At 41.4% G+C, this 23,098-nt stretch carries 26 protein-coding genes, 1 other RNA gene and 1 pseudogene; 22 read left to right on the top strand and 6 right to left on the bottom strand.

Annotated elements, in window-relative coordinates; translation table 11 throughout:
• Window positions 1-13: 13 nt before the first annotated feature.
• A complete protein-coding gene (locus tag BLQ60_RS06040; RefSeq protein ID WP_092617532.1) occupies window positions 14-520 on the top strand; it encodes a DUF4189 domain-containing protein in 507 nt (168 codons plus the stop codon).
• A 144-nt stretch (window positions 521-664) separates the two neighbouring features.
• On the opposite strand, the gene BLQ60_RS14035 is transcribed toward BLQ60_RS06040, so the two are convergent.
• Window positions 665-826 carry a hypothetical protein gene (locus BLQ60_RS14035; RefSeq protein ID WP_171259062.1) on the bottom strand — a complete coding sequence of 54 codons (162 nt, stop codon included), beginning with the start codon at window positions 824-826 and terminating at the stop codon, window positions 665-667.
• Window positions 827-1,041: 215 nt separating this feature from the next.
• Here BLQ60_RS14035 and BLQ60_RS06035 point away from each other — a divergent pair, with 215 nt between their 5' ends.
• Window positions 1,042-2,448, top strand: coding sequence for an aminotransferase-like domain-containing protein (locus BLQ60_RS06035; RefSeq protein ID WP_092617529.1), 1,407 nt, complete (start codon window positions 1,042-1,044; stop codon window positions 2,446-2,448).
• 28 nt (window positions 2,449-2,476) lie between these two features.
• On the opposite strand, the gene BLQ60_RS06030 is transcribed toward BLQ60_RS06035, so the two are convergent.
• Entirely contained in the window at window positions 2,477-3,316 is an 840-nt protein-coding gene (locus BLQ60_RS06030; RefSeq protein WP_092617526.1) for a hypothetical protein, read from the bottom strand.
• A gap of 79 nt (window positions 3,317-3,395) precedes the next feature.
• Here BLQ60_RS06030 and BLQ60_RS06025 point away from each other — a divergent pair.
• Window positions 3,396-3,593: pseudogene (locus BLQ60_RS06025) on the top strand (cytochrome d ubiquinol oxidase subunit II); the annotation flags it as partial.
• Window positions 3,594-4,044: 451 nt separating this feature from the next.
• Here BLQ60_RS06025 and BLQ60_RS06015 read toward each other — a convergent pair.
• Both BLQ60_RS06015 and ffh read right to left on the bottom strand, forming a co-directional pair.
• The gene (locus BLQ60_RS06015; RefSeq protein WP_092617520.1) at window positions 4,045-4,653 is read right to left on the bottom strand and encodes a hypothetical protein; all 609 of its coding nucleotides are present in this window, start codon (window positions 4,651-4,653) and stop codon (window positions 4,045-4,047) included.
• Between the two features lie 165 nt (window positions 4,654-4,818).
• Window positions 4,819-6,237 (bottom strand): signal recognition particle protein, encoded by a 1,419-nt coding sequence (gene ffh, locus BLQ60_RS06010; protein ID WP_092617517.1) that lies wholly within the window; start codon window positions 6,235-6,237, stop codon window positions 4,819-4,821.
• 196 nt (window positions 6,238-6,433) lie between these two features.
• On the opposite strand from ffh, the gene BLQ60_RS06005 reads away from it, so the two are divergent.
• Complete coding sequence (locus BLQ60_RS06005) at window positions 6,434-7,246, top strand: cytochrome C assembly family protein (RefSeq protein WP_092617514.1); 813 nt, start codon at window positions 6,434-6,436, stop codon at window positions 7,244-7,246.
• A 24-nt stretch (window positions 7,247-7,270) separates the two neighbouring features.
• Here BLQ60_RS06005 and BLQ60_RS06000 read toward each other — a convergent pair whose 3' ends face one another.
• A complete protein-coding gene (locus BLQ60_RS06000; protein WP_092617511.1) occupies window positions 7,271-8,359 on the bottom strand; it encodes an AraC family transcriptional regulator in 1,089 nt (362 codons plus the stop codon).
• 187 nt (window positions 8,360-8,546) lie between these two features.
• Here BLQ60_RS06000 and BLQ60_RS05995 point away from each other — a divergent pair, with 187 nt between their 5' ends.
• Window positions 8,547-9,518, top strand: coding sequence for an NAD(P)H-dependent flavin oxidoreductase (locus BLQ60_RS05995; RefSeq protein ID WP_092617508.1), 972 nt, complete (start codon window positions 8,547-8,549; stop codon window positions 9,516-9,518).
• Between the two features lie 90 nt (window positions 9,519-9,608).
• On the opposite strand, the gene BLQ60_RS05990 is transcribed toward BLQ60_RS05995, so the two are convergent.
• The gene (locus BLQ60_RS05990) at window positions 9,609-10,052 is read right to left on the bottom strand and encodes a DUF2147 domain-containing protein (RefSeq protein WP_092617505.1); all 444 of its coding nucleotides are present in this window, start codon (window positions 10,050-10,052) and stop codon (window positions 9,609-9,611) included.
• Window positions 10,053-10,432: 380 nt separating this feature from the next.
• On the opposite strand from BLQ60_RS05990, the gene BLQ60_RS05985 reads away from it, so the two are divergent.
• The 17 genes from BLQ60_RS05985 to BLQ60_RS05905 all read left to right on the top strand — a co-directional run bounded on the left by BLQ60_RS05985 (window position 10,433) and on the right by BLQ60_RS05905 (window position 23,006).
• Entirely contained in the window at window positions 10,433-11,062 is a 630-nt protein-coding gene (locus tag BLQ60_RS05985; protein ID WP_092617502.1) for a TetR/AcrR family transcriptional regulator, read from the top strand.
• 113 nt (window positions 11,063-11,175) lie between these two features.
• Window positions 11,176-11,534, top strand: a transfer-messenger RNA (tmRNA) gene (gene ssrA, locus BLQ60_RS05980).
• Window positions 11,535-11,709: 175 nt separating this feature from the next.
• A complete protein-coding gene (locus BLQ60_RS05975; protein ID WP_092617500.1) occupies window positions 11,710-13,059 on the top strand; it encodes a tyrosine-type recombinase/integrase in 1,350 nt (449 codons plus the stop codon).
• 161 nt (window positions 13,060-13,220) lie between these two features.
• Window positions 13,221-14,195, top strand: a complete 975-nt coding sequence (locus tag BLQ60_RS05970) for a hypothetical protein (RefSeq protein WP_092617498.1) — start codon at window positions 13,221-13,223, stop codon at window positions 14,193-14,195.
• Window positions 14,196-14,293: 98 nt separating this feature from the next.
• A complete protein-coding gene (locus tag BLQ60_RS05965) occupies window positions 14,294-14,503 on the top strand; it encodes a MerR family transcriptional regulator (RefSeq protein WP_092617496.1) in 210 nt (69 codons plus the stop codon).
• A 2-nt stretch (window positions 14,504-14,505) separates the two neighbouring features.
• Complete coding sequence (locus tag BLQ60_RS05960; RefSeq protein ID WP_092617493.1) at window positions 14,506-14,715, top strand: helix-turn-helix domain-containing protein; 210 nt, start codon at window positions 14,506-14,508, stop codon at window positions 14,713-14,715.
• Between the two features lie 2 nt (window positions 14,716-14,717).
• Window positions 14,718-15,014 carry a hypothetical protein gene (locus BLQ60_RS05955; RefSeq protein ID WP_092617490.1) on the top strand — a complete coding sequence of 99 codons (297 nt, stop codon included), beginning with the start codon at window positions 14,718-14,720 and terminating at the stop codon, window positions 15,012-15,014.
• Between the two features lie 2 nt (window positions 15,015-15,016).
• Window positions 15,017-15,355, top strand: coding sequence for a hypothetical protein (locus BLQ60_RS05950; protein WP_092617487.1), 339 nt, complete (start codon window positions 15,017-15,019; stop codon window positions 15,353-15,355).
• On the top strand, window positions 15,348-15,629 hold the full coding sequence (locus BLQ60_RS05945; protein ID WP_092617485.1) for a hypothetical protein: 282 nt from the start codon (window positions 15,348-15,350) through the stop codon (window positions 15,627-15,629). Before BLQ60_RS05950 ends, BLQ60_RS05945 begins: the two co-directional genes overlap by 8 nt.
• A complete protein-coding gene (locus tag BLQ60_RS05940) occupies window positions 15,626-17,872 on the top strand; it encodes a DUF3987 domain-containing protein (RefSeq protein ID WP_244515974.1) in 2,247 nt (748 codons plus the stop codon). The genes BLQ60_RS05945 and BLQ60_RS05940 overlap by 4 nt, the downstream gene beginning before the upstream one ends.
• Before the next feature lie 289 nt (window positions 17,873-18,161).
• Window positions 18,162-18,821: an SOS response-associated peptidase family protein gene (locus tag BLQ60_RS05935; protein WP_092617482.1), complete on the top strand. Its 660-nt coding sequence runs from the start codon at window positions 18,162-18,164 to the stop codon at window positions 18,819-18,821.
• A 170-nt stretch (window positions 18,822-18,991) separates the two neighbouring features.
• A complete protein-coding gene (locus tag BLQ60_RS05930) occupies window positions 18,992-19,480 on the top strand; it encodes a LexA family protein (protein ID WP_378235208.1) in 489 nt (162 codons plus the stop codon).
• 13 nt (window positions 19,481-19,493) lie between these two features.
• Entirely contained in the window at window positions 19,494-20,780 is a 1,287-nt protein-coding gene (locus BLQ60_RS05925) for a Y-family DNA polymerase (protein ID WP_092617476.1), read from the top strand.
• A gap of 477 nt (window positions 20,781-21,257) precedes the next feature.
• Entirely contained in the window at window positions 21,258-21,518 is a 261-nt protein-coding gene (locus BLQ60_RS05920; RefSeq protein WP_092617473.1) for a hypothetical protein, read from the top strand.
• Between the two features lie 3 nt (window positions 21,519-21,521).
• Entirely contained in the window at window positions 21,522-21,875 is a 354-nt protein-coding gene (locus BLQ60_RS05915) for a hypothetical protein (RefSeq protein WP_092617470.1), read from the top strand.
• A gap of 59 nt (window positions 21,876-21,934) precedes the next feature.
• A complete protein-coding gene (locus BLQ60_RS05910) occupies window positions 21,935-22,492 on the top strand; it encodes a hypothetical protein (protein WP_092617466.1) in 558 nt (185 codons plus the stop codon).
• 124 nt (window positions 22,493-22,616) lie between these two features.
• Window positions 22,617-23,006, top strand: coding sequence for a helix-turn-helix domain-containing protein (locus BLQ60_RS05905; protein ID WP_092617463.1), 390 nt, complete (start codon window positions 22,617-22,619; stop codon window positions 23,004-23,006).
• Window positions 23,007-23,098 lie beyond the last annotated feature (92 nt).

Below are 23,098 nucleotides of genomic sequence, written 5' to 3'. Positions count from 1 at the left end.
AAAGGAAATCATTATGAATATTCAAAAACTCAGTGTCATCAGTCTATTGAGCTTTGGTGCGTTTGCCTTGAGCAACTCCGCTTTTGCTGAAGGTGGCTGTCCGTCTGGCTATGTGCCAACTCCAAACCAAGGACAGCCCTGCGCTGCCGACTACAACCTCCCCCATTGGAATCAAGGGCAACCACAAGCCCAACCGCAAGTCCGTTGGGCGGATCGCTGGGGGGCAATGGCAGATGATGGTAATGGAACCGCTGGGATTGTAGAAAGTCGTAATAGTAAGAGAGAGGCTGAGGTCGCAGCAGTCAAAGAGTGCAAAAAACGGGGTGGTGGGAACTGTAAAACTTTTGCGACTTATTACAACCAATGCGCAGCTATAGCCGCTGGAGGTGAGCGCTCGGATTGGGCTCGAGCTGAGACTAAAGAGCTGGCTATTAAAATCAGCATGGATCGGTGTGAGAAAAAGGGAATAAATTGCCGAGTCTACTACTCAGGCTGTAGCCTCCCTGTCCGTATTCAATAGTTCAGAAGAACAGGAACTCATCATGAATATTCAAAATTAAAGTTGGATTCTTTTACAAAGTACATTTTATTCTGAACATCATAGTTCAACAAAGACTATAGGGCGATTAAGCTATCCGCATCGCCCTGTGATCAAGATGCGCCATTATGAATAATTACTCATATCCGCACCAACCGCAAAAAATACGCCTAAGCAAAACAACACCACAAACAGCGAAAACCAAAAAATCATATGCTTAAATGCTTTATCCGACATTGTGCTGTCTTGATATTTCGGTGCTGGCGGACGATGATTTGATGAATTCATGAGTCTTACTCCTCTCGGATTGTTTTTAAAATTGCTTTCGATGAACAAATTATGTACGCAAAAGCCAGCTCGGAATAGACACAGTTTTTAGCCAAAAAAGTATAACAGATGCCATTTTTTCAAGAATTCTGTTATATTTTTAGACTAAATTTTCATGGCAAATTATTGATCTTCTGTCCCAGAAAATGACCGTAAATTGACGTCTTGAGTGCATTATGTTGAAATCCGCACAAATCGTTTCACAGATTCAGCTGTTGATTAAAAATGGCGCGTTAAAAGCCCATCAAAAACTGCCGTCTTTGCGTGAACAATCCATGCAGTCAGGCTTTAGCTTGATGACCGTGCTCAGTGCCTATCAACAATTGGAAGCGCAAGGACTGATTTATAGCAAACAAAAATCTGGCTTTTATGTTGCAGGTGCTCAGGTCGATGCATCCTCGGCGAGTGAGGCGCTACAGCACACGACTAAAATTGAAATTAATTCTCAAGTTTTCCATTATCTCAAAGACACACAGCAACAAGACATCATTCCGCTGTGTTCTGCTTTTCCCGATCACGCGTTATTGTTCAATCCACGTTTGATGAGCATCATTGCACAACATGCCAAAAAGCGCCCCAGCTATCAGCAAAATGCCAATCTTCCACCAGGTAATCTCGCCTTGCGCCAATTGATCGCCAATAAATATATCGTTCAAGGCATTGCCACCAGTGCTGATGACATTGTGATTACCTCAGGTGCACTCGATGCACTGAATTTGTCCTTAGAAGCACTCACTCAAGCAGGTGATTATATTCTGCTACAACAGCATATTTTCTATGGCGCTTGGCAGGCAAGTGAACGGCTCGGATTACAGGTGATTAGCATTCCTGAACATCCGCAATTTGGCTTTGATTTGGACGCCTTCGAGCAAGCCTTGCAACGCTATCCGATCAAAGTCTGCTGGTTAATGCTGAATAGCCACAATCCGATCGGCTTTACCGTCAGTGACGAAATCAAAGCTCGCATTGGAGAATTATTACAGCAATATCAAGTGCATTTGATCGAAGATGATGTCTATCAAGAGATGTATTTTGGACAGCACAAACCCTTATCGATGAAATTTTTTGATCAAGACAATGATGTGTTGCACTGCTCTTCTTTTTCCAAATTGTTAGGTTCGGGGACTCGGATTGGTTGGGTGCATGCAGGACGTTATTCTGAAGCAATTCAGCATCGCCAGCAAATGCGCACGCTGTCGGCAAGCCCATTAATTCAAAATGCCTTGGGGGATTTTTTATCCAGCCAACATTATGAAAAACATCTACGCACGCTACGTCGTACACTCGCACAAAATAAGAAACAATTTTATCAAGCCTTACAGCGCATTTTACCGAACACCTGTGAAATTCAATATTTCGAGAGTGGCTATTTTCTGTGGATTAAACTACCTGAATCAGTCAATGCGGATACGCTGTATCAAACTTTATTGGCGGAAAATATTGGTATTTCTCCAAGTAGTCTATTCAATCCGCAACACGATCAATCATCCTATTTTCGCTTAAATTGCTCATTTGCATGGTCGCCTGAGATTGAACAGGCGTGTGTTCGGATCGGGGAAATGATCAGTACTTTAAGTGAATGATCAACGCTTTACATCGTTCCGACATCGTTTAGGATGCAAATAGTCGCCGTGGTTTATTTTCCTTGTATTGGATTTGCGTTTGCACATATTCGGCATAGACAGACAACTTTTCAAAAATATGCTCGGCATAAAACATATCTTCGATTAAAAGTGTACTTTGCGCTTCGGTTAAACCGACCACAAACGAAACTACTGGCGCTAAACGCTGTGAAAATAAGCGGGTTAATTGCGTATGTGTCTCATCTTTACGTTTAAATAAAAGTTGATGCATGCTTATTTCAGCGCTTGGCACAATCTCTGGCGAGTCATTCGATGAAATGACCGTGATGTTGATCTGGAAAAAGTCTGCTAGGTCTTTTAGCCTATTACGGTCAACGTCTTGATCGACAATCAAAATCAAACTACGCAAATCTGCACGCATTAAGGCTTGGATTATTTGTGTGATGAGAAATTCAGACGGATCTAAATCGGCATCCATCATGTGCATATGTAGATTCAGCGCATCGAGTGCCTTATCTATATCAAGCTGTAGTGCACTTTCTAGAGAATAGTGTGGCGATAATATCGTAGACACTGGTGCGGTGATTTGGGTGGAATAGATGGTTGCTCGATTTAAATTTGCCAAAATCAACGGCGCAAACAAAAATGCCAAGTTGCTACTTCGATCATCGATGGCAGATTGGATGATATACACCCCTTCGCTACGTTGTTGTTGTCTGTCTTGTTTGGCTTGAAGCAGTGATGCACTGATGTCCGTCACAGCGTTGCCAACGTGGCTTTTTAGAAATGGGCTTTCTAATCCTTCCTCAGCATGTTGACCGCCATAAAACAATTGGATCAGTTGGCTGAACTGTTGGCTTACAAACATCGGATCACCTCAATATTGACCTCAAATATTGTCTTTATTTTTGCATAATCACCATCAAAGCATAGGCACAAAAACTAATACGGGCTTTGTCATTAGCATTTTCCCATACATTATTCCGCCTTCGGTGACTATTTGGCAAGCCGCAGCACCACATTCTAGCCAGCGCTTTGCTTTAATTGGTGCACTTATTTTGATTCCCATCATTCTTGCATATACCATTTTTTCATATTGGGTATTTCGAGACAAAGTGCGGATCGGTGATGATGGTTACCATTAAAGGAGTTGTGTCGCTATGAAAAAGCTCAATTTGAAACTGTCGTCAATACAATGGTTTATCGTTTTGTGGTGTGTCGGTTTTGTGGGATTGGCTGTGATTGCAGGATTTTCTAAACTCATGCTTTACTTTGCGTATTGATCAATAAATTGGCATAAAAAAAGCCCCCTATCTTTTGAACTGAACGCTATACGTTCGACACAATTTATAGGGTTCAGTTCACCTACGATAGTTTTTTTGATGATGTAAAGACTTATACAACTACTAACCACATTGAGCGCTGTTTGTGTAGAAGTATGAACTCACCGACAACACAATAAATCATCATATTTTCGGTTAAATTGTTTATTTGCAAGGTCGTCTAAGGTCGGGCAGACATGTGTTCGGGTGGGGAAATTATCAGCTTCTATAACAAAACGCAGATTTGTCCATCTTAAACATTTTGATCAAATGATTAACAACCAATAGAATTCTGTTTACTCTTGATATAATCTAATGCTGAGCCGTATCCTTGTTTAGGGGATGGTAATTTCACATGAGGATTTTGTAGTATGGCGTCATTATAAGCATTCGATGCTTTATCCAAAAAAGCACATGATTTACTTTGATTTCCAAGGCGAGCGTACAAACCTCCAATATTAAAATAAATATTCATCAGTTTACTCAATTCACCATTTCGACTAGCCTCTATGCCAGCTAAGTTGTAATGCTCAATTGATTGAGCAAAGTAGTATTTTGATTTATCAAGATTATTTTGCATAGTTACGTCAGGATCATGAAATCCAGCACGTAAAAATTGAACACCAGCTTGAGCGACTGCCGATGATCCTAATAAATCTCCATAGTCGCGTAAAGCATTCGCCAGTCCAAACTGATTATTCGTTTGGCGATACTCTGTAATCGCCTCAAAAATTAATCTCTCCGCCAGTAATGGTCGGTTTTGCTCATATAATAAAGAATCAGCCTGTTCCAGTTTTTGTTGCGGATTATTGGTATTAACAACACCCACACCATTACACCCAGTAATAAATACAAAGAAAAGGGGTAAAATGATTTTATACATAATTTGCTTTCTCTTAAAATACCATATTGGGTAGCTGAATTTTTATCTACATTTGCTACCTAATATTGGCATAAAATATGCTAAAAACCTAACTCTAAGATTTAAAAAACCGCTAAGCATTTCCACTCAGCGGTTTTGATCATTCAAAAATGGAATCAGAAAAGATTATTTCTTATCTTGATCAGAACCACCAAACAGTGGTCCCATACCACCGCCAGCATTTCCGCCCATTTTGCCTTGCATAGTTTGAATACCACGAAGCATCTTGCCAATACCTGATGGTGATGAGAATTTCTTCATCATTTTCGCCATCTGCGCATGTTGCTTGAGCAGACGGTTGATGTCTTGCACTTCCATACCACAACCCGCAGCAATACGTTTTTTACGGCTTGGGTTGATGATGTCTGGATTACGACGTTCTTTAACGGTCATCGACTGGATGATTGCTTCCATCTTTTTCACTTGCTTTTCAGGTTGTGCTTGCTCAACTGCTTGCTGAATGCCTGAACCACTCATGCCAGGAAGTTTATCCAAGAAGCCCATCATGCCGCCCATTTTGTGCATTTGCTCAAACTGAGTCAGCATATCTTCAAGGTTAAATGTCCCGCCCTTTTGCAGTTTTTTCGCCATTTTTTCGGCTTTGTCTTTGTCGATTTTGCGTTCCACTTCTTCGACTAAAGACAGCACATCACCCATACCCAAGATACGCTGTGCGATACGCTCAGGATGGAATGGCTCTAAGGCATCGAGTTTCTCGCCCATACCCAAGAATTTGATTGGTTTCCCTGTGATGGCACGTACCGATAGCGCTGCACCACCACGTGCATCACCATCAGTTTTGGTCAGGATCACACCCGTGAGTGGTAATGCGTCGTTAAAGGCTTTTGCAGTGTTTGCCGCATCCTGACCTGTCATTGCATCGACGACAAATAAGGTTTCCGTTGGCTTAATCGCAGCGTGCAACTCTTTGATCTCGTCCATCATGTCATCATCGACATGGAGACGACCTGCGGTATCGACGATCAACACATCTGCGAATTTAATTTTGGCTTGTTCAATGGCACGATTAACAATAGTGATCGGACTTTCAGAGGCTTCGGACGCAATCCAATCCACACCCACTTCTTGCGATACGGTTTGTAGCTGTTTGATCGCTGCAGGACGATACACGTCGGCGGATACCGTTGCCACTTTTTTCTTTTGACGATCTTTTAAGAATCGTGCCAATTTTGCTGCTGTGGTGGTTTTACCCGCACCTTGTAGACCTGCAAGCAGAATCACCACAGGCGGTTTGGCTGCCAAGTCCAAAGACTCATTGGCATCGCCCATCATTTTGACCAATTCATCATGAACGATCTTGACGAAAGCCTGACCTGGAGAAAGTTGTTGCAGTACTTCCTGACCAAGTGCTTGCTCTTTGACACGTGCAATAAAGTCACGGGTCACAGGCAATGCCACATCTGCCTCAAGCAATGCCATGCGTACTTCACGCAACGTATCTTTAATATTGTCTTCTGTCAGTTGCCCTGTACCAGCAACATTTCTTAAACTCTGTGTGAGTCGGTCGGTTAAAGTATCAAACATTGCGAATTCCGCTTAAACTGCCAATTGAAAAAAACCTTTTCAACAGGGATAAATATGCATAAGATGCTATAGAATACTTGAGTTTGCCAAGAATTTATATCTCAATTGATGAATATTCTAACACAGAACTATTCTGCGACGAGTCTCTTGCGATTTTCAATCCTATTTAGAACACCTTCTGGATGAGCCACAGCGCATGTTAAGCCTGCACACCATCTTTACTTTATTGTCATTATTTGCGTATTTGGCGAGCTTTTTGTATTTGCTTTCACACTTCGCTAAGCAAAGTACAGCCAACCCCTTCTTTGTCTGGTCAACACTGGCAGTCGGTTTGATTCTGCACGCATTGACCTTGAGCTTGGATATGGTGACTGCGCAAGGCATCAATTATGAAGTGTTCAATCTAATTTCTTTTACTTCAGGATTGATGCTCCTCCTGACGCTAATTTTTAGTGTCTATCGACCTGTACTTATTCTCAATCTCATTTCTACACCAATTGCAATGATTGGCTTGGTGGTCGGCAGTTTGCTCAGCACACCTGGGCATGTGATCCGCCAGCAAGGCATTGGCATGGATATTCATATTTTCCTGTCATTGTCTGCCTATGCAGTGCTTTTTATGGCGACCATCCATGCGATTTTGATTTGGCTACAAAATCGTGAACTCAAACGCAGACAAAAACATCGCATCTGGGTCAATCTCTTGCCATCACTGCAAACCATGGAATCCTTGTTGTTTGATCTGATTTTGGTGGGCTTTATTCTACTGACCTTTGCGCTTGGTTTTGGCTTTTTGACCATTGATGATTTCTTTGCCCAACATCTGGTGCATAAAACCGTCTTTAGCATCATTTCATGGCTGATTTATGGCGGACTATTGCTGGGGCATTGGCGTTTTGGCTGGCGTGGTCAAAAAGCCATTCGCTTTACCTTGCTTGGTTTTGTGCTATTGGCTACAGGCTTTATCGGCAGTAAATTTGTCCTTGAAATTCTCTTAATGCGTAGCTAATTCAGTATTTTCCACAGCGCAATTTTAGCTATTTTTATGCTTGCGATATGCACTCGGCGCCACCCCAGTCCATTGCTTAAAACTTCGAGTAAATGGACTGGTCTCGGCAAAACCAAGCTGTAAGCTGATTTGCTCAATGCTCATCCTGCTACTCACCAACAACTCAATCGCCCGATCTCGTTTGACTTGATTTTTGATCGCCAAAAAGCTCTGCCCTTCATCTTGCAATCGCCGTTGCAAAGTATAAGGTGCAAGTTTGAGATATGTTGCAACCTGATCCAGCGTTGCCATTGGATGCATTGCTTGATTCATTTCATGATTTATTTTTTGGTTCACTTTGATCTGATCGAACTGAAAGCCCTCAGCATTTTGCAAACACTCCGCAACTTTTGCAGACCAACTGCGATCTTGAAAATTTAAAATCAATAATTGGGTAAATGGATCACTGAGTAAATGCTGCAATGATTGCATTGACTGATTCACAGACAGATTTAAACAGTGTCGATCAAAAATCATCTGTGCGCTCGCTTGTCCAAAACGAATCGGTGTTCCATAAAACATCAGTCGATAATCCGAAGCATACGAGGGTTCGGTAAACGGAAAATCAATCGCCCGAATCGGCAGAATATCTCGACTGAGCCAACACAAAATCCGATGAATAAAGAAAAATCCAAACTCAAAAATAAATGCATCCGGTTCCTGATACGGTTGAAAACCACCGATCAATTCTGCGCAAATCTTGTCATCTTTGATCTGTAATGAAATATCAAAACCCTTACCGATCATTTGATAATACTGCGTCATACGCTGTAAGGCTTGGTGCATATCTTTACTCGAAATCAGCCAATGCATCAATACTGCCAAACTGCCTAATGGAGAAATAGTTTGGCTATGACCAAGCAATTCATCTCGTGTGGCAACGGTTAAGGCGGTAATTAACTCCGCATATTGTCTGAGCGTGACTCGGGCTTGATGATGATCTAACAAGGCTGTAGAAATACGGCATTGTTGTAATATGTGGTCAATCTGTTGTTGAGATAAGGTCAATTTCGAGATTGCCGCATGAACAAAGTCAATACTGATCGAAATGCTATGAATAGATTGGTTTTGCATTCACACGATGACTTACTAGAGAGGACTTTAGTCATTATTGAGCAATTGATTATTGTTGTAAACTATCAATTTTATTGTGATCGATTGTCATTTAAGTTTGATGTAAATATTCTCATAATAGCCACATCAAATTTCCAAATTGTCTTTTGAGACAATATTTACAACATGACCAGCAAGGACTATTCACATGGCTCTTCCAGAATTATTTAAAAATCGTTTGCGTCTACCAGCCGTTGCGGCGCCACTATTTATTATCTCCAATCCAGATTTGGTGATTGCCCTCTGTAAAGCTGGCATCGTCGGTTCTTTCCCAGCGCTGAATGCACGTGGCGAAGGTGAATTTGAAAAATGGTTAATTCGCATTACCGAAGAGCTAGACGCTTATAACCAAGCCAATCCTGATCAACCTGCTGCACCTTTTGCAGTGAATCAGATCGTGCACAAATCGAATAATCGCTTGGAAGAAGACTTGGCACTTTGCGTCAAGTATAAAGTGCCTGTGGTGATTACATCACTTGGCGCACGTGTCGAAGTGAATGAAGCAATTCATAGCTACGGCGGTATTGTATTACATGACATCATCAATAATAAATTCGCCAAAAAAGCCATTGAAAAAGGCGCAGATGGTTTGATTGCTGTGGCAGCTGGTGCAGGCGGTCATGCGGGGACACAGTCACCATTTGCCTTGATCCAAGAAATTCGCCAATGGTTTGATGGTCCACTACTGCTCTCTGGCGCAATCAGTCGTGGCGATTCGATTCTCGCAGCGCAAGCGATGGGTGCAGACTTAGCCTATATCGGCTCAACTTTTATCGCCACCAACGAAGCCAATGCCGCACAAGACTATAAGCAATGTCTAGTCGATTCGAGTGCCGAGGATATTATCTACAGCAACCTGTTCACTGGTGTGCATGGTAACTATCTCAAAGCCTCCATCGTCAGCGCAGGACTTGATCCAAATGACTTGCCCGAAAGCGACCCATCAAAAATGGACTTCGGTTCAGGTGGCAACTCCGATAAAAAAGCATGGAAAGATATTTGGGGCTGTGGTCAAGGCATTGGTGCAATCGAAGCGATCCAACCTGCAGGCGACGTGGTTGCTCGCTTAAGTCGTGAATACCAAGCTACAAAAGAGCGCCTAGCCCAAGTGACATACTAGAGTCTAATGTCGCACCATTTCACATCGTAAACGCACAAAAAAATCCCTATTTGATATAGGGATTTTCTCAAGCTCAATGATTTTTCGAAATTAGTTCACACGATACCAAGTTTGGTCACGTCCCAGCGCCGACACACCGATAAAGCCACGACCACTCAACACCTTGCCATCTTTAGAGAGATTGGCTTTAAATTTATAGGTTTTGCCACTTTCTGGATCGATGATTGAACCATTGGCATACTGACCATCAGATACTTTCTTCAAACCTGTAACGATCTTTGCGCCAACTAAGGATTTGTTTTTGTAACGCCCTTCGCAAATATCACAGACCGTTTTGGTTTTTGCCTGAGGGTCTATCACTTTTTGAATGGTGCCTGATAATGATCCATCTGAGTTTTCAGTAAATTTTACCAAGGCTTTCGGTTGTTTGGTTTTGTCATCGACCGTTTTCCATACGGTGCCATTGAGCGCATCGGCAGCAAATGCAGATAATGGTAAAACTGCGACGGTAAGCGCACAAACGATACGTTTCATCTTCTAAATCCTTTGTTTTCGAATTGTGTGTGCAGTGTGCCGAGTAAAGATGGGCACAACAAGAAACTTTCTCGGTGGTTTTGTTTAAAATTCAGTCATTTTCTGCAACATTTTTTACAATCTTGCGATATTTTGCAAAATTAGGTAAGTCACTGCGTATTTCCAGTAATTCATGTCACAGTTTTTTTGAACCGCTTTTTAGCCACTTTGGAACTTTGCTTAGCCATTTTTAAGCTGATTTTTTACCAAAGCTCGATGTGCACTTCAGCGACAAGTACATCGATTTTCCAATCATACATCATAGAATGGCTAGTCACGCCACCATTTGCACAGATATGATAGGATATGTTCAATAATTAGCTCATTGTTCAAGGCTTGTCATGGTTGCACATAGCTCATCCCAATCCAGAATCCATAAAGCTGCTTTACGCTTATTCGCAGAACGTGGTTCGACCGTGATTACCGTCAGCGAGCTTGCTGAAGCGGCACGTGTCGCACGAGGTACCATCTATAATAATGGACTGAGTCCTGATTCGCTGTTTGAAGACATCGCCTCTCAACTCAGCGAAGAGATGAATAGTCGGATTATCAAAAGCCTTGCTGGTGAAACTGATCCCGCACAGCGCCTCGCCAACGGTATGCGCATGTATATCCGCCGTGCTCACGAAGAACCAGACTGGGGAAAATTTATTTGCAAATTCGCCTTTAGCAATCAGGCGATGCTCGGATTATGGACAGGTCAAGACTCCCCTCTTCCCGATGTGATGGAAGGGATAACCAATCAGCGCTATGCTTTTCGTCAAGAACAGCTAACCTCTGTGGTGGCAATGATTGCAGGTAGTGTGCTGACATCGATTTTTATGGTTTTAGAAGGACATAAAACATGGCGTGATATTGGCTCGGAAATCGCAGAGCTGACCTTGATCGCTTTGGGGCTGAATGCAGAGGAAGCCTATGATCTTTCACGTAAACCATTGCCCAATCTACTTGATAGCATAGAATCGACTTGAAGCACACACATATCAGTGTTGGTGAAAGATTGTGGATTTTTACAGCAATTAGCACTTGAAATACAATAGTATTATCTCCATTATCAAATCAGTGCTATACTGCACAACCATCTGGGGGTGTTATTGGCTTCGACGCTGGTGATGAAACTCATAGATGCATGCCGAGAGCGCATTTCCTCTCGTAAATCAAATTTGCATTTTTTAGTCGCAAACGACGAAACTTACGCTCTAGCTGCCTAAGGGCAGCTTGTCCGCTTCACTGAATACTTGTGGTCAGTGAACCCGACTGAAGCGAACGCACACAAGTCCGTATAAAGTCACGCTTCGGGGCTTTATACCAAACTAAGAAGATCGCTCGTTGTACCCTGTTCGTCGGGTCACTCTGAGTTAAAATAATTGACGATATCTAAGCATGTAGTATTCTCGAGTGTAGTGCTTGCGGACGCGGGTTCAACTCCCGCCACCTCCACCAAATGCTTAAAATTGTATCCCGAAATATGGGGATATATCAGACCAAAAGGCTTGAATCATAACGGTTCAAGCCTTTTTTCTTGCCTTGCATTAACTTTCTATAACGATATATAGCACTGGTTTTTTTGTATCCTATTTTGTATCCTTGAGTTATTCGCATTTTAGGGATACATAAAATGAAACGTACACAAATCAAAAAAAGACCTCTATCTGATACAACCCTTGCCAATCTTGAACCTGAGGAAAAGGAGTATCGAGAACTAGACAGCGATGGGCTTTATTTTCGTGTCAAACCTGATGGTAATAAGTCATGGCAGTTGAGATACAAGAAATCAAACGGTAAATATTCATGGCTAGGCTTGGGCGGTTTTAAAAATATCAGTGGCGCACAAGCGAGAGTAATTGCAGAGGAATGGCGAAAACGCATCAAAAGCGGTATCGACCCAACAGAATACAAACTAGAACTACAGCAAGAGCAGACAGGCGAATTTAAATTTCAACAATTGGCAATCGAGTATTGCAATTCCAAGACTTGGACGGATGATACACGCTCAAGAAATGAGGGTGCATTGAGAAATCATGTCTACCCTGTGATGGGAAAACGAGATTATCGAGAAATCACCAAAAAGGAATGGTACGAACTCATACAAAGCATTCAGAAAAAACCACATCCCAAAACAGGCAAGCCCATTATTGAAATGGGTAATCGTGTTAAACAGCTTTGCCAAGATGCGTACAGTCTAGCTGAAGTGACAGGACGTATTGACTACAATCCACTGATAGGGCTTGAGAAGTTTTTAGAAAAGCACATCACAGTAAATATGCCACATGTCAGCATTGAAGAACTCCCCGACCTCATTCGCTCAATTCGTGCGTTTCCAAGTCGGCAAACATCAATCGGATTGCAACTATCGCTTTTGCTTGGCTGTAGACCAAGTGAGATACGCAAAGCGGTGTGGACAGAATTAAATGCTGATATGACGCTGTGGACTATCCCCAGCCACCGTATGAAAAAGCGGATTGAACACAAAGTACCACTACCCAAGCAGGCAATCGAGTTATTGCATGAATTGAAAACCTATAGCGGTGATAGTCCGTATTTATTCAGAGGACGATTTACACCGAGCAAGCCAATTTCAAACAATACCTTTGGCAATGCGCTAAAGGATATGGGATACACAGGCAAGCAGACACCGCACGGATTTAGGCATATTCTTAGCACTTCATTACGTGAAAAAGGTTTTCAACGTGACTATGTGGAATCTGCTCTAGCGCACAAGTTGGGCGGTGTAGAGGGAACATACAACAAGGCAATCTATCTTGAACAACGTAGAGTCATGATGCAGTCATGGGCGAACCATCTTGATGCTTTGGCAGACGGTCAAGCAGTCGTTCAAGAATCCGACCCAATCAATGAACTGAGTGCAAAATTGCAGTTATCAGAATTACAGCTTGAACTTTTAAAACAGCATTTTGAATCGACTATTTTTGATAATGAGATTGAGGAAGTCAAAGACGTTGCATAGCGTCATTCGTGCATTAAGTGATTACCTTTTATGCTGTTATATGGCGTAGTATCGAATATAATTTAATCGTTAAGTCTAGGTTGATCCCCGAAAGTGCGTATCCCAATCGCATTGGCTTAACACTTATTCTATTTTTCTATTGGGTATGCTTGGGGGCATGAATGAGCAATATTAAAGATCAAATACCATATTACTCATTAAAGCAAGCATCAAAAATATTGAATAAAAAATTTGATACTGAAATTTATAATAGTAAATCCATTGTTTTAATCGCATTAGCATACAATTTAAAACTGCATGTATATTTCTACGGGCACTGGATGATTTCATGTTATGCCGAATCAAGTGTTTGTAATAATCAAACACAAGAAAAGCAGTTTTCAATAAACTCTCGTGTAGGTCGTGAATTAATCAGTATCGTTGTTCATGGAGTATTGCTTGAGCTTGATGTTAATGCTATTAGAAGCATCCATAATAAAGGGGAGTTTTTTCATGAAAATGAATTGGGTTTTTGTGGAGCACTAGAGGTTCATTTCGAGTCTAAGAGTGATGAATACTATTCTTTTTTAAGTGGAATTTTAAATCTCAAGGATTTAGCATTAGAAAACGAACAAAAAGTAGGGAACATTGATCAATTACAAATCCCTATTATTTGTCCATACATGATAGACATAGATGATGAAGACTTTAAGCCACCTGTATATCAATATTTTGACGATGACGGAAGGTACTCCTATTTTCCTCACATTAGATTAAAAGATATAGTTATTACACATACACAATTACAGAAAATTATAGATGGTGAATTAATTTTAAAATCAGATGATTACCTTGGTGACAAAACTAGCAAGTATGAAAAACATATTAGTCTTAATCATTCTTCACGAGGCATTAGCCAGTCTAAGAGAAATGCTAAATTAGCCTCTCAAACTTTGGCAGATTATTTTTGGCGACAGGATACCGAGCAGAAAATTAGAATTAAAGAAATGGCTATCCAAGTGTATGCAGATTTAAATCAAACCCAACATGCAGACCAGTTGCCCGACAAGACCGAAAGTCTTCAAAGTTGGATTGAACCAATCGCCGATAAATACCCACATTCACGCAAGCCTGGCAGACCAGAAAATGGGGACTAAGTTGAACTTAATCCCCATTAAGTAGAACTTGCCTAATATTAAATTATAAAAAACAAAAACATACTTAGCTCCATAAATCAGCAAATGGAGCTATTTCAATGCACCCTACACCAATCCGAGTGACCTACAAGCAAGCATGTGAACTTTTAAGCATTTCACGTGACACCCTCCGCAATCTGCAAAACAACGACCCCGATTTTCCTAAGTCAATCAAGCAAGGTACACAGCGTCAATCAGCCGTGTACTTTGATTATGCCGACCTCGTTGCATGGCACAACAGCAAGAAAGCCGAAGCAATGGGAGCATAACCATGAAGACTACACAGAAATCGCAAATCCTAGCCTATATGCAAACAGGCAACACCATCACCCCGATTGAAGCACTCAATAAGTTTGGTTGTTTCCGCCTTAGTGATGTGATTTTTCGCTTGCGCCAAAGTGGTCATGAAATCATTAAGCACGATGAACCCAACACACATAATAGCGGTTATCACGCACGATATGAATTAAAAGGACTATAACCATGAAGCACATTACGAAGTTACAAGCGAAGTTAAGCAAATTATCCCGAGCAATCGACAAGTCACACCCTGAATATTCACCAGTGCATGAGGATAAGCTAGATCAGCACTTGCAAGGTGTAATCAAACAGGTAGATAAACTTGAGCGAAAGCATGACGACCTTTTGACAGATATATGTAATATAAATTCGATGATTATTGATTTACTTGGTGAGATGCAAGACCAAACAATCAGCCAAGATAAGATTAAGCACCGATTGATTGAGGTTTTAGACTGCTCAAAAGATGAGGTGGCTTGATCATGAAAGCATTAAATTATCCAGTACGTCTTGCAAGTAAATTCAATCGAGCTTATTCTGTAGACCTCTCAAAAAGTAAAAGCGTCACCCCACAGCGTCATTGTGGTTTTATTGTGCCTAAAATCTGCATAGGCTCTCAATCTATGCACATACACAGCGCAAGCGTATCAGCTACGCACACAAGGCTGAAATCCCTTTATGAGGGGTTGACACGACAAAATAAGTCAGCAATGGCGAATATGTCGGGCGGTACTTTTACACCGAGAGTAAGACCCTTCACCCTAATTTCTCAAGTTAGCGTGAATCACAACTCAAAAGTAAAAGGAGGCAATCATGCCTAATTCAAATCAAAACATCACTGTATCATTAAACTGTGCAAGTCAATTTTTTGTCCCACATAAAGACGCAGATGCACATCATGCGCAAGACGTTATTCACCAATTAGTTGAAAGCACTAAGAACCTCGCAACGGCAACATTTAACTGCTTTGATGAGGGTGCAGAACTTGCGGTCAGAGATGACATTGTGGCGAATCTTCTCCACGACATACAGACCAGATTAGAGCTTATTGAAAAACTGCTACCAATGGCATTTTCTGATGGTGGTGAAGTATGACAGCCAAAGCAAAAGCCGACTGGGACACCACACCCGACCTCTTCGAACCACTACAAGCCGAAGTGTCTACGCCTGAACAATGGTTAGAGCTTGCGGAATTGGTACAGCCAAATGATGAAAGACGCTTAAGTCATGCGTTGTTTGGTGATGTCGATCTAAACATCATGCAAGCCTTGCATATAGATTTTAGCAATCCTGAAATCAACGGTACGAAGTATCACGAACCCTTGTTATTGCCACTATGCAACGGCAAGGGAGAGTTAAAACAAGTTGCCATCATGGAGCTTGGCAAGCGCATCTATATACCACCACCCGACCACAAGCCTAGAGCGTTCGCACGCTTTGGAAGTTTTGAGCAATCACAGCCTATCTTTATCGCCTACGACCTATTCAACGCCTTAAAACTGGCGGATAACGGCTATAACGTGGCGCTGTGCATTTTGGGCGGTGTGCTAAGTGATGAAGTAAAAAACGAGTTTTCAAACCACGAATGCAGATTAATTAAATCGGTGTGCAGTCAGCTATCAAAAGCAGGTTTTAACCGCTTGTATATGGTGTCCTATTCGCAAGTGTACCCGAAGCTACATGACGCACTGAAAAACGCCGTAGCAGGCTATCACGTGCGATTTATTGATAGTGATTTAGATATTGTGTTTATGGATAATCCAGAGGTGCAAGAATTGATTGATGAAGCGTTACAGAAAGATGAATCGGCTAGAAATGAAAAAGGCTTGAACACCACGACAGATATTCAAGCCCTTAAATCTGTACGCAAGCAGATTACACAGCAGAATAATTATAGCCCGACATGGGACGCACTGCTACCACTTTCGCAAAACATCGAGCTAAAGCCTAATCCATACCCTATAGATGCAATGCCAAAGCTGATTAAGGACGCAAGCATTGCAATATCGGAATACGTGCAAGCACCTATCGCCATGACGGTGCAGTGTGTTCTAGCCACAGCTACGCACCTCGCTCAGCGTTCAGTAAACGCACCCAAGCCGAATGATGTTAGCGGTATCGGTGAGCCGTGCAGTTTATTCCTATTGACTGAGGGCAAAAGTGGAAGCCGTAAAAGTAGCAGTATGTCACTTGCAAATAAAGTTATAACAGAGCATGAACGCAAAGCATACAACGACTATAAAGCTGAGCTTGAAGCATGGGAAAGTGAACTCAATGCACTACCCAGTAAAAAAGAACAAGGCGCTTTCCTTGCTGACAATCCAAAGCCGTGCGACCCATCGAGCATATTTAACGATGTCACTTTTGAGTCACTATCAGCACTTTACATTGATGGCAACATTGTTAATGCGTCAATCAGCAGTGATGAAGCTGGGCAATTCTTTGGCGGTCACACCATGAAAGGTGACACGGCAAGAAATGCACTAGGCGGATTTACCAAGTTATTTGATGATGGTTCTACACAGCGCACACGTGGAAAATCTAATATCAATGGTAGTGGCAGAGCTGATGACGTGCGCCTTGCATTCAACTTACAGGGACAGCATGAGGTGCTATCTGATGCGCTCAAAGACCCATTGCTACGTGAACAAGGCTTTTTACCACGCTTCATTTTAACCGTACCTGAAAATCTCGCAGGGCAACGCACGCAGGACAGCGCATTCAGAAATAAAACAAGGCACACCAATAAAGACCCTAGACTAATCGCCTACTGGCAACGATGCACCGAGTTATTGCCATTATTTGACTGTGAGCGTAATTCACAGCAAATAGACAGCGACACGCCAGCACGCCCAATTATCCCCATGAGTGATGAAGCCAACACCGTAGAGCTTGATTTCTACAACGAGTGTGAGCGTTTGCAGGCTAAAGGCAAGCGATATGAATATATTCAACCATTCGCAAGCCGTGCGCCACAGCTCGCTAGACGCTTAGCTACGGTGCTGGCGTATTTTGAGAAGCAGAGCGTTATAACTGGCGAAACGATGCACAGTGCATGTGAAGTGCTAAGGCATTCACTTAAAGAATGGCTACGTTATGCCGAAGTTGAAACGCTCAAGAAATCTGATGCACAAGAATTATTGGACTGGTTGCTTAAACAAAATGAGGAGAAGATTTTAAAATCATCCATCCGACAATATGCACCATCTAAATTTAGAAATGGCGTAATTTATAACGAAATCCTTACACACTTGATTGATGCAAATTACATCCAAATCGAGCAAATTAATAACAAGGACTACATCGTTATAAATCCAAAGTGTCGAAAAACTTGCTAATTTTGCTAAATATGGCTGTATCACATGTTGTATATAGGTTTTGCAATAGCAAACGGCTTGCTAATCGGTTGCTAAAAGTTGCTAATCCATTGCTAAATAGCAGGGAGTTAGCAGAATTAGCAAAGAGTTAGCAAGGAAATTGCTAAGCTGTAACTATTGGTAAATAAGGCTTGTAGACGAAATTAGCAGAATTAGCAGACTTTTATTATATTTTACTCTTTGAGTAATCCTCGACTTTATCAATGTAATATGGTTTCTTAATTAAACTGGATCATTAAATTAAGTATCAATGTGTGCCAACTTTAAACCGATCAGCAAGCCCAAGATTGTACAACTTGGGCTTGACTTGCAAATGCCAAACTTTGAACTCGGCGAAGACATTTATCCAAGTCATGACAGTGCATTACTCTTTTATAATCCAAATACTGAAAACATTGAGTGGCGCAGTGTAAAATTCGGATTAGTACCAAAGTGGGCAAAGAGTTTAGATATTTGCCGTTATACCTACAATGCACGCACGGAAACTGTTCATGAAAAGCCGAGCTTTAGTCATGCTTGGCAAAACAATCAATTTGCTTTGATTCCTGTAGAAATTATCTATGAACCTCGATACATAGATGGTAAAGCACAGAGATGGGGAATTTCCCGAAAAGATGGTAAGCCTTTTACTGTAGCTGGGCTGTTTGAAAACACTACGATAGACGGTCAGCAAGTGCGTTCAATGACCATGCTCACGATCAATGCAGACCAGCATCCTTTTATGTCCCAATTTCACCAGCCTAACGATGAAAAACGCTCAATAATCGTCATCCCTGAACAACACCGTAAAGACTGGCTGAAAACAAGTCATAGAAATGCACCTGATTTTTACTTCGACATGTCAGACGAATTTACGGCTAAACACATGCCTCGCCCTCAAAAAATCTCACCACAGCACGACTTATTTTGACGCTCAGTTGATTTTATTAGGTTTATAGTCGTTGCATCATTTTTACAAATCAACGTATCCTATTCGTTACAGATAACTTCAAACATGCCAAGTTGCATAGGAGTTCTTTTATGACTAAGAAATTGCAAGTCTATTTCTCAGATGGTGCATGGCGTTCATTGCAAAATCTGATGGGTGAAAATGGCAGTCCAAGCCCGACTTTAAACGCCTTACTTGAAAGTGTTTCTTCGCACGATATTCGCCCTGTAGTTGCAAGAACTACTGTGAGCATACCCTTTGTACTTGATCGAGTATCGGCAGGCTTTCCGTCCCCTGCGAATGACTATATCGACCGCTCTATTGATTTAAATGAGTTTTTGATTGATAACCAATCGGCAACATTCATTGTTGAAGTCAATTCATTATCTATGTTCAATGCTGGTATAGATGTGGGCGATCAATTAATTGTTGATCGGAGCTTAAATGCGCACGATGGTGAGATTGTTATTGCGCTTGTAGATAATGAATTTACCGTTAAACGACTCATCATTACACCTCAAGAAACTTACCTCAAAGCCGAAAATCCTGAATACTCAGACATACACTTTCTTGATGGTCAAGAACTGCAAATATGGGGAGTTGTCACAAGTATTATCAAGCCCTTGCGTAAGCGTAAATAGTTGAGTCAGTATCATGCAAAATCGAATATTTGCACTGGTAGACATCAACAATTGTTATGTCAGTTGCGAACGTGCGTTTAATCCTAAGCTGAATAATGTGCCTGTTCTTGTGCTGTCTAATAATGATGGTTGTGCCATCGCACGGAGTCAGGAAGTTAAAGACTTAGGCATAAAGATGGGTACACCATTGTTTAAGATTCAAGACATGATCAAACAGCATCAAATCCAAGTCCTATCAAGTAACTATGCCTTGTATGGTGAAATGTCACGTCGATTTCACAGCGTCCTTTTTGATTTTGTCGGTCTGGGCGAACAAGAAATTTATTCAATTGACGAATGTTTTTTAGACTTAACACGGCATCGCAACTTTGACCTTGATCAAATGGCGCAGAAGATCAAAGCAAGACTTTGGCAATGGTTAAGCCTACCTGTGTGCATTGGCATCGGTGCAACTAAAACCGAAGCGAAAATAGCCAATCACATTGCAAAGAAAAATCAGCAATATGACGGAATTTGTAATCTTTATGAAATGAGTCTAACCTCAAAAGAAGATATATTTTCACAAATTGATGTAAGCGAAGTGTGGGGAGTAGGACGTAAGCACAGTAAGAAACTGCAAAATATCAGTATTACTAATGTATTGGACTTGGCTAGTGCAAATGATAGTTTTATACGGAAGCAGTTTTCAGTAGTCATGCAAAGAACCGTACTTGAGCTACAAGGTACGTCATGTATCGAGATTGAACATACACCCGATGCAAAGCAACAAATCATTTCTAGTCGCTCTTTCGGACAGCGTGTGACTGAATTAGTCGATTTACAGTCGGCAATCCGTGCGTATGTACAAGATGCGTTTAAGCGGTTGCGAGATGATGCGCTCTTGTGTGGTTGTATGATGGTTTTTGTACAATCAAATCCTTTCGATGAAAGTATGCCGTTTTATAACAAGTCAGTATCTTTTAGTTTTCCCGAACCGACTGATGATTTACTTTTGATGACTAGATATGCCTCAAAGATGATTGCAACTCTCTATGAAAAAGGGATTCGATTTAAAAAGTGTGGTGTGGTTTTAACGTGCCTTGAACCGAAAGCAAAACATACTTATGACTTACTCACAGATATGCAACAGGTTCAAGAAATTGAACGGCTGATGGCAACTTTTGAAAATGTGCATGATAAATTTGGCAAAGCGAAATTGTCATTGGGTGCGGTGCATAATAAAAATAATAACTGGCAAATGAGCCGTGAAAAGTTAAGTGCTAATCCATTTCGTGTAGGGAGCTTTTTGAAGGTTCGTTAGAAGTGAGCAACTTAAGTGTAAATATGATAAGGTGTGATCAAAAACAACATCATTGTCCGCCCAAAGCCTTATATCCCAATAGCTAAAGGTATGATCAAAATTGCGCAGTCATCAAGGTACATCAAGGTAATTTCACATAGACAGCACACCAATTCAAGACCGTACCGAACCTATTAAACGCCTTACACCGCAATAGATTGATTGCATTTTCAATACAAGTAAAATTCTGCATTTCTGATACTTGGGGGTGCAGAAAAATCAATCATAAGTCACTTTTTAGATTTTGACATTTTTACATACCCTTTTTGCACCAGTTCTTTACATTTTTACCTTTTGTCATTTTTTAATCAGTAATCTTTTAATAATCATTAATATACGCAATTTGGAATGTCAGAAATTGCCGTCATTTTTTTACATTATTCTTTAGTTTGATCGAACTGGTGATTTTTCATTTTTGACATTTTAGGAGCTAAAAACATGACTGAAATCAAGAAATTTGTACTCGTATCTTATGCACTTGACCCTCACAAGATTTATCCAAAACTTGCCGTCAATGATAAGACCTCCAAAGTCGTTGAAGTCAAGCTAGTTGATGACGGCAATCTATTCGGCACAAGGGCGCACATGCTACGAAAACAAGGTGTAAAAGGTGTGATTGTCATGTCCGTTGGTACGCTATCGGCAATTGTGAAAGAAGCACAGCACCAAGCCCATATGCAACTCATTGAGGAGGATTGACCAATGGGAGGTAAATCCGATAAGCACGCACTGGCATGGACTGATGAACGCAGACGGCAACAGCGTGAACGAATCCTAGCATCTAAGCCGTGGGAAAAATCCACAGGTGCAAAGACCACAGAGGGCAAGCGGATTACCTCCAAAAATAGAGTGAAACGCCTTGCACTTTTGACACCTAGACAGCTAGACCGTGTTATCTCTATGCAATTCCAATCGAGCAAACTAGAGCAAGCATACCGACAAGCCGAAACGCCTGAACAACAGGAACGACTTAAAACAATGATTGATGACAGCTATAAGCAAACTAAAGAATATATTCGTAAATGCACTGATGATAAGGTTTTTGGAACTGGCTAAATTGGCTTAAACGAACTAATGAATAATGAAATCTCATTTTAACCAGTGGGATTTTTTTCATGATTACTTTAGATGATCGAGCCAAAGCCGTACGCCTTAGTTATCCGCTTACAATGCGCCTTGCAAAACTCATCGAGCGTGGTGCATTTACTGCGACAGCACAAGAAATTATTCATCGAGCAGAACAGCAAAATATCAGCGTAGATGATGCGTATTTACAGATGAATGCTGAACTTGATCAACAGGAAGCCAATTACAAGGCGACTACCCAACAGGCACTTGAAGCCTACGACACCCATATCAGTAATCATGCCGATGAACTGGCACAACTTCATAAGCAATTAAGTGAAGCACGTTCGATTGCAACGACTGTAAGCAATCAAATCCAAAATGCCAAAAATGCACGAGATGGTATCTATTGGGAATTAAGACGAGCAGACCTTTCAAATGAGCAAATCAAGGCAGTCATTGATATGAAAGCACCTTTTGATTTTGACAAGGCTGAACAGGAAGTTTACCAAGCTAAACGTATCGTCATGCCACAGCTACAGGCACGTATTGACGATATTTACAGCGAAGCTAAAGCAGTGCAGTTGAACGTAATTGTAGGTATTTAAAAAAGAGCATGGCGCATGATTGTATTGTGGATTCAGTCATGCGCCATGTGGTAGCACACCATTAAGGCGTTGGGTGCGAACTCAGTATAACAAGTCAAATGCTCCCCAATTTTAGGTATTCCAGATGACCGCATTTATTGAAGAAAAGACAGCGAAATCAGTAGGCAAGCGTTTAAAAATCGCTCGCACAATGGCAAAGGTGCGACAGGAGGACGTAGGCGTACATATTTGGGGCGAACCGATCAAAAACCGTATTAGTGAAATTGAGAATGGTAGACTACCAAACTCAGCTATTTTACTTAGACTATGCTTGTTTTATGGTGTATCTGCAGATTGGGTGCTGGGCTTTACTGGTGAGCCTGACATTGACCCGAAATTGTCCCAAGTGGCGATTTTATACAATGCTATTGCCGAACGGTCAGTAGCGATGGTGAATAACTACATTGAACGCCTATCCGAAGCCAGCATAGCGCACTTAACGCATTTTAATGACAACAGTATCTTGGAGCTGTGAATAGCCACCGATTTTGTAGACACCTTTTAGTTAGATAAAATGGCTAATTAACGAGGTGCTTATGAGCAGTAAACGATATACTCCAGAATTTA

Origin of the sequence: Acinetobacter marinus (genome assembly GCF_900096915.1) — a bacterium.
GTDB lineage: Bacteria > Pseudomonadota > Gammaproteobacteria > Pseudomonadales > Moraxellaceae > Acinetobacter > Acinetobacter marinus.
Note: the sequence above shows the minus strand (reverse complement) of the source record. Positions and strands in the feature narration are given on the sequence as shown.

Excerpts from the sequence above, each read along its gene's own strand:
- BLQ60_RS06040 (WP_092617532.1), top strand. The coding sequence starts at position 14 with ATGAATATTCAAAAACTCAGTGTCATCAGTCTATTGAGCTTTGGTGCG.
- BLQ60_RS14035 (WP_171259062.1), bottom strand. The coding sequence starts at position 826 with ATGAATTCATCAAATCATCGTCCGCCAGCACCGAAATATCAAGACAGC.
- BLQ60_RS06035 (WP_092617529.1), top strand. The coding sequence starts at position 1,042 with ATGTTGAAATCCGCACAAATCGTTTCACAGATTCAGCTGTTGATTAAA.
- BLQ60_RS06030 (WP_092617526.1), bottom strand. The coding sequence starts at position 3,316 with ATGTTTGTAAGCCAACAGTTCAGCCAACTGATCCAATTGTTTTATGGC.
- BLQ60_RS06015 (WP_092617520.1), bottom strand. The coding sequence starts at position 4,653 with ATGTATAAAATCATTTTACCCCTTTTCTTTGTATTTATTACTGGGTGT.
- ffh (WP_092617517.1), bottom strand. The coding sequence starts at position 6,237 with ATGTTTGATACTTTAACCGACCGACTCACACAGAGTTTAAGAAATGTT.
- BLQ60_RS06005 (WP_092617514.1), top strand. The coding sequence starts at position 6,434 with ATGTTAAGCCTGCACACCATCTTTACTTTATTGTCATTATTTGCGTAT.
- BLQ60_RS06000 (WP_092617511.1), bottom strand. The coding sequence starts at position 8,359 with ATGCAAAACCAATCTATTCATAGCATTTCGATCAGTATTGACTTTGTT.
- BLQ60_RS05995 (WP_092617508.1), top strand. The coding sequence starts at position 8,547 with ATGGCTCTTCCAGAATTATTTAAAAATCGTTTGCGTCTACCAGCCGTT.
- BLQ60_RS05990 (WP_092617505.1), bottom strand. The coding sequence starts at position 10,052 with ATGAAACGTATCGTTTGTGCGCTTACCGTCGCAGTTTTACCATTATCT.
- BLQ60_RS05985 (WP_092617502.1), top strand. The coding sequence starts at position 10,433 with ATGGTTGCACATAGCTCATCCCAATCCAGAATCCATAAAGCTGCTTTA.
- BLQ60_RS05975 (WP_092617500.1), top strand. The coding sequence starts at position 11,710 with ATGAAACGTACACAAATCAAAAAAAGACCTCTATCTGATACAACCCTT.
- BLQ60_RS05970 (WP_092617498.1), top strand. The coding sequence starts at position 13,221 with ATGAGCAATATTAAAGATCAAATACCATATTACTCATTAAAGCAAGCA.
- BLQ60_RS05965 (WP_092617496.1), top strand. The coding sequence starts at position 14,294 with ATGCACCCTACACCAATCCGAGTGACCTACAAGCAAGCATGTGAACTT.
- BLQ60_RS05960 (WP_092617493.1), top strand. The coding sequence starts at position 14,506 with ATGAAGACTACACAGAAATCGCAAATCCTAGCCTATATGCAAACAGGC.
- BLQ60_RS05955 (WP_092617490.1), top strand. The coding sequence starts at position 14,718 with ATGAAGCACATTACGAAGTTACAAGCGAAGTTAAGCAAATTATCCCGA.
- BLQ60_RS05950 (WP_092617487.1), top strand. The coding sequence starts at position 15,017 with ATGAAAGCATTAAATTATCCAGTACGTCTTGCAAGTAAATTCAATCGA.
- BLQ60_RS05945 (WP_092617485.1), top strand. The coding sequence starts at position 15,348 with ATGCCTAATTCAAATCAAAACATCACTGTATCATTAAACTGTGCAAGT.
- BLQ60_RS05940 (WP_244515974.1), top strand. The coding sequence starts at position 15,626 with ATGACAGCCAAAGCAAAAGCCGACTGGGACACCACACCCGACCTCTTC.
- BLQ60_RS05935 (WP_092617482.1), top strand. The coding sequence starts at position 18,162 with ATGTGTGCCAACTTTAAACCGATCAGCAAGCCCAAGATTGTACAACTT.
- BLQ60_RS05930 (WP_378235208.1), top strand. The coding sequence starts at position 18,992 with ATGGGTGAAAATGGCAGTCCAAGCCCGACTTTAAACGCCTTACTTGAA.
- BLQ60_RS05925 (WP_092617476.1), top strand. The coding sequence starts at position 19,494 with ATGCAAAATCGAATATTTGCACTGGTAGACATCAACAATTGTTATGTC.
- BLQ60_RS05920 (WP_092617473.1), top strand. The coding sequence starts at position 21,258 with ATGACTGAAATCAAGAAATTTGTACTCGTATCTTATGCACTTGACCCT.
- BLQ60_RS05915 (WP_092617470.1), top strand. The coding sequence starts at position 21,522 with ATGGGAGGTAAATCCGATAAGCACGCACTGGCATGGACTGATGAACGC.
- BLQ60_RS05910 (WP_092617466.1), top strand. The coding sequence starts at position 21,935 with ATGATTACTTTAGATGATCGAGCCAAAGCCGTACGCCTTAGTTATCCG.
- BLQ60_RS05905 (WP_092617463.1), top strand. The coding sequence starts at position 22,617 with ATGACCGCATTTATTGAAGAAAAGACAGCGAAATCAGTAGGCAAGCGT.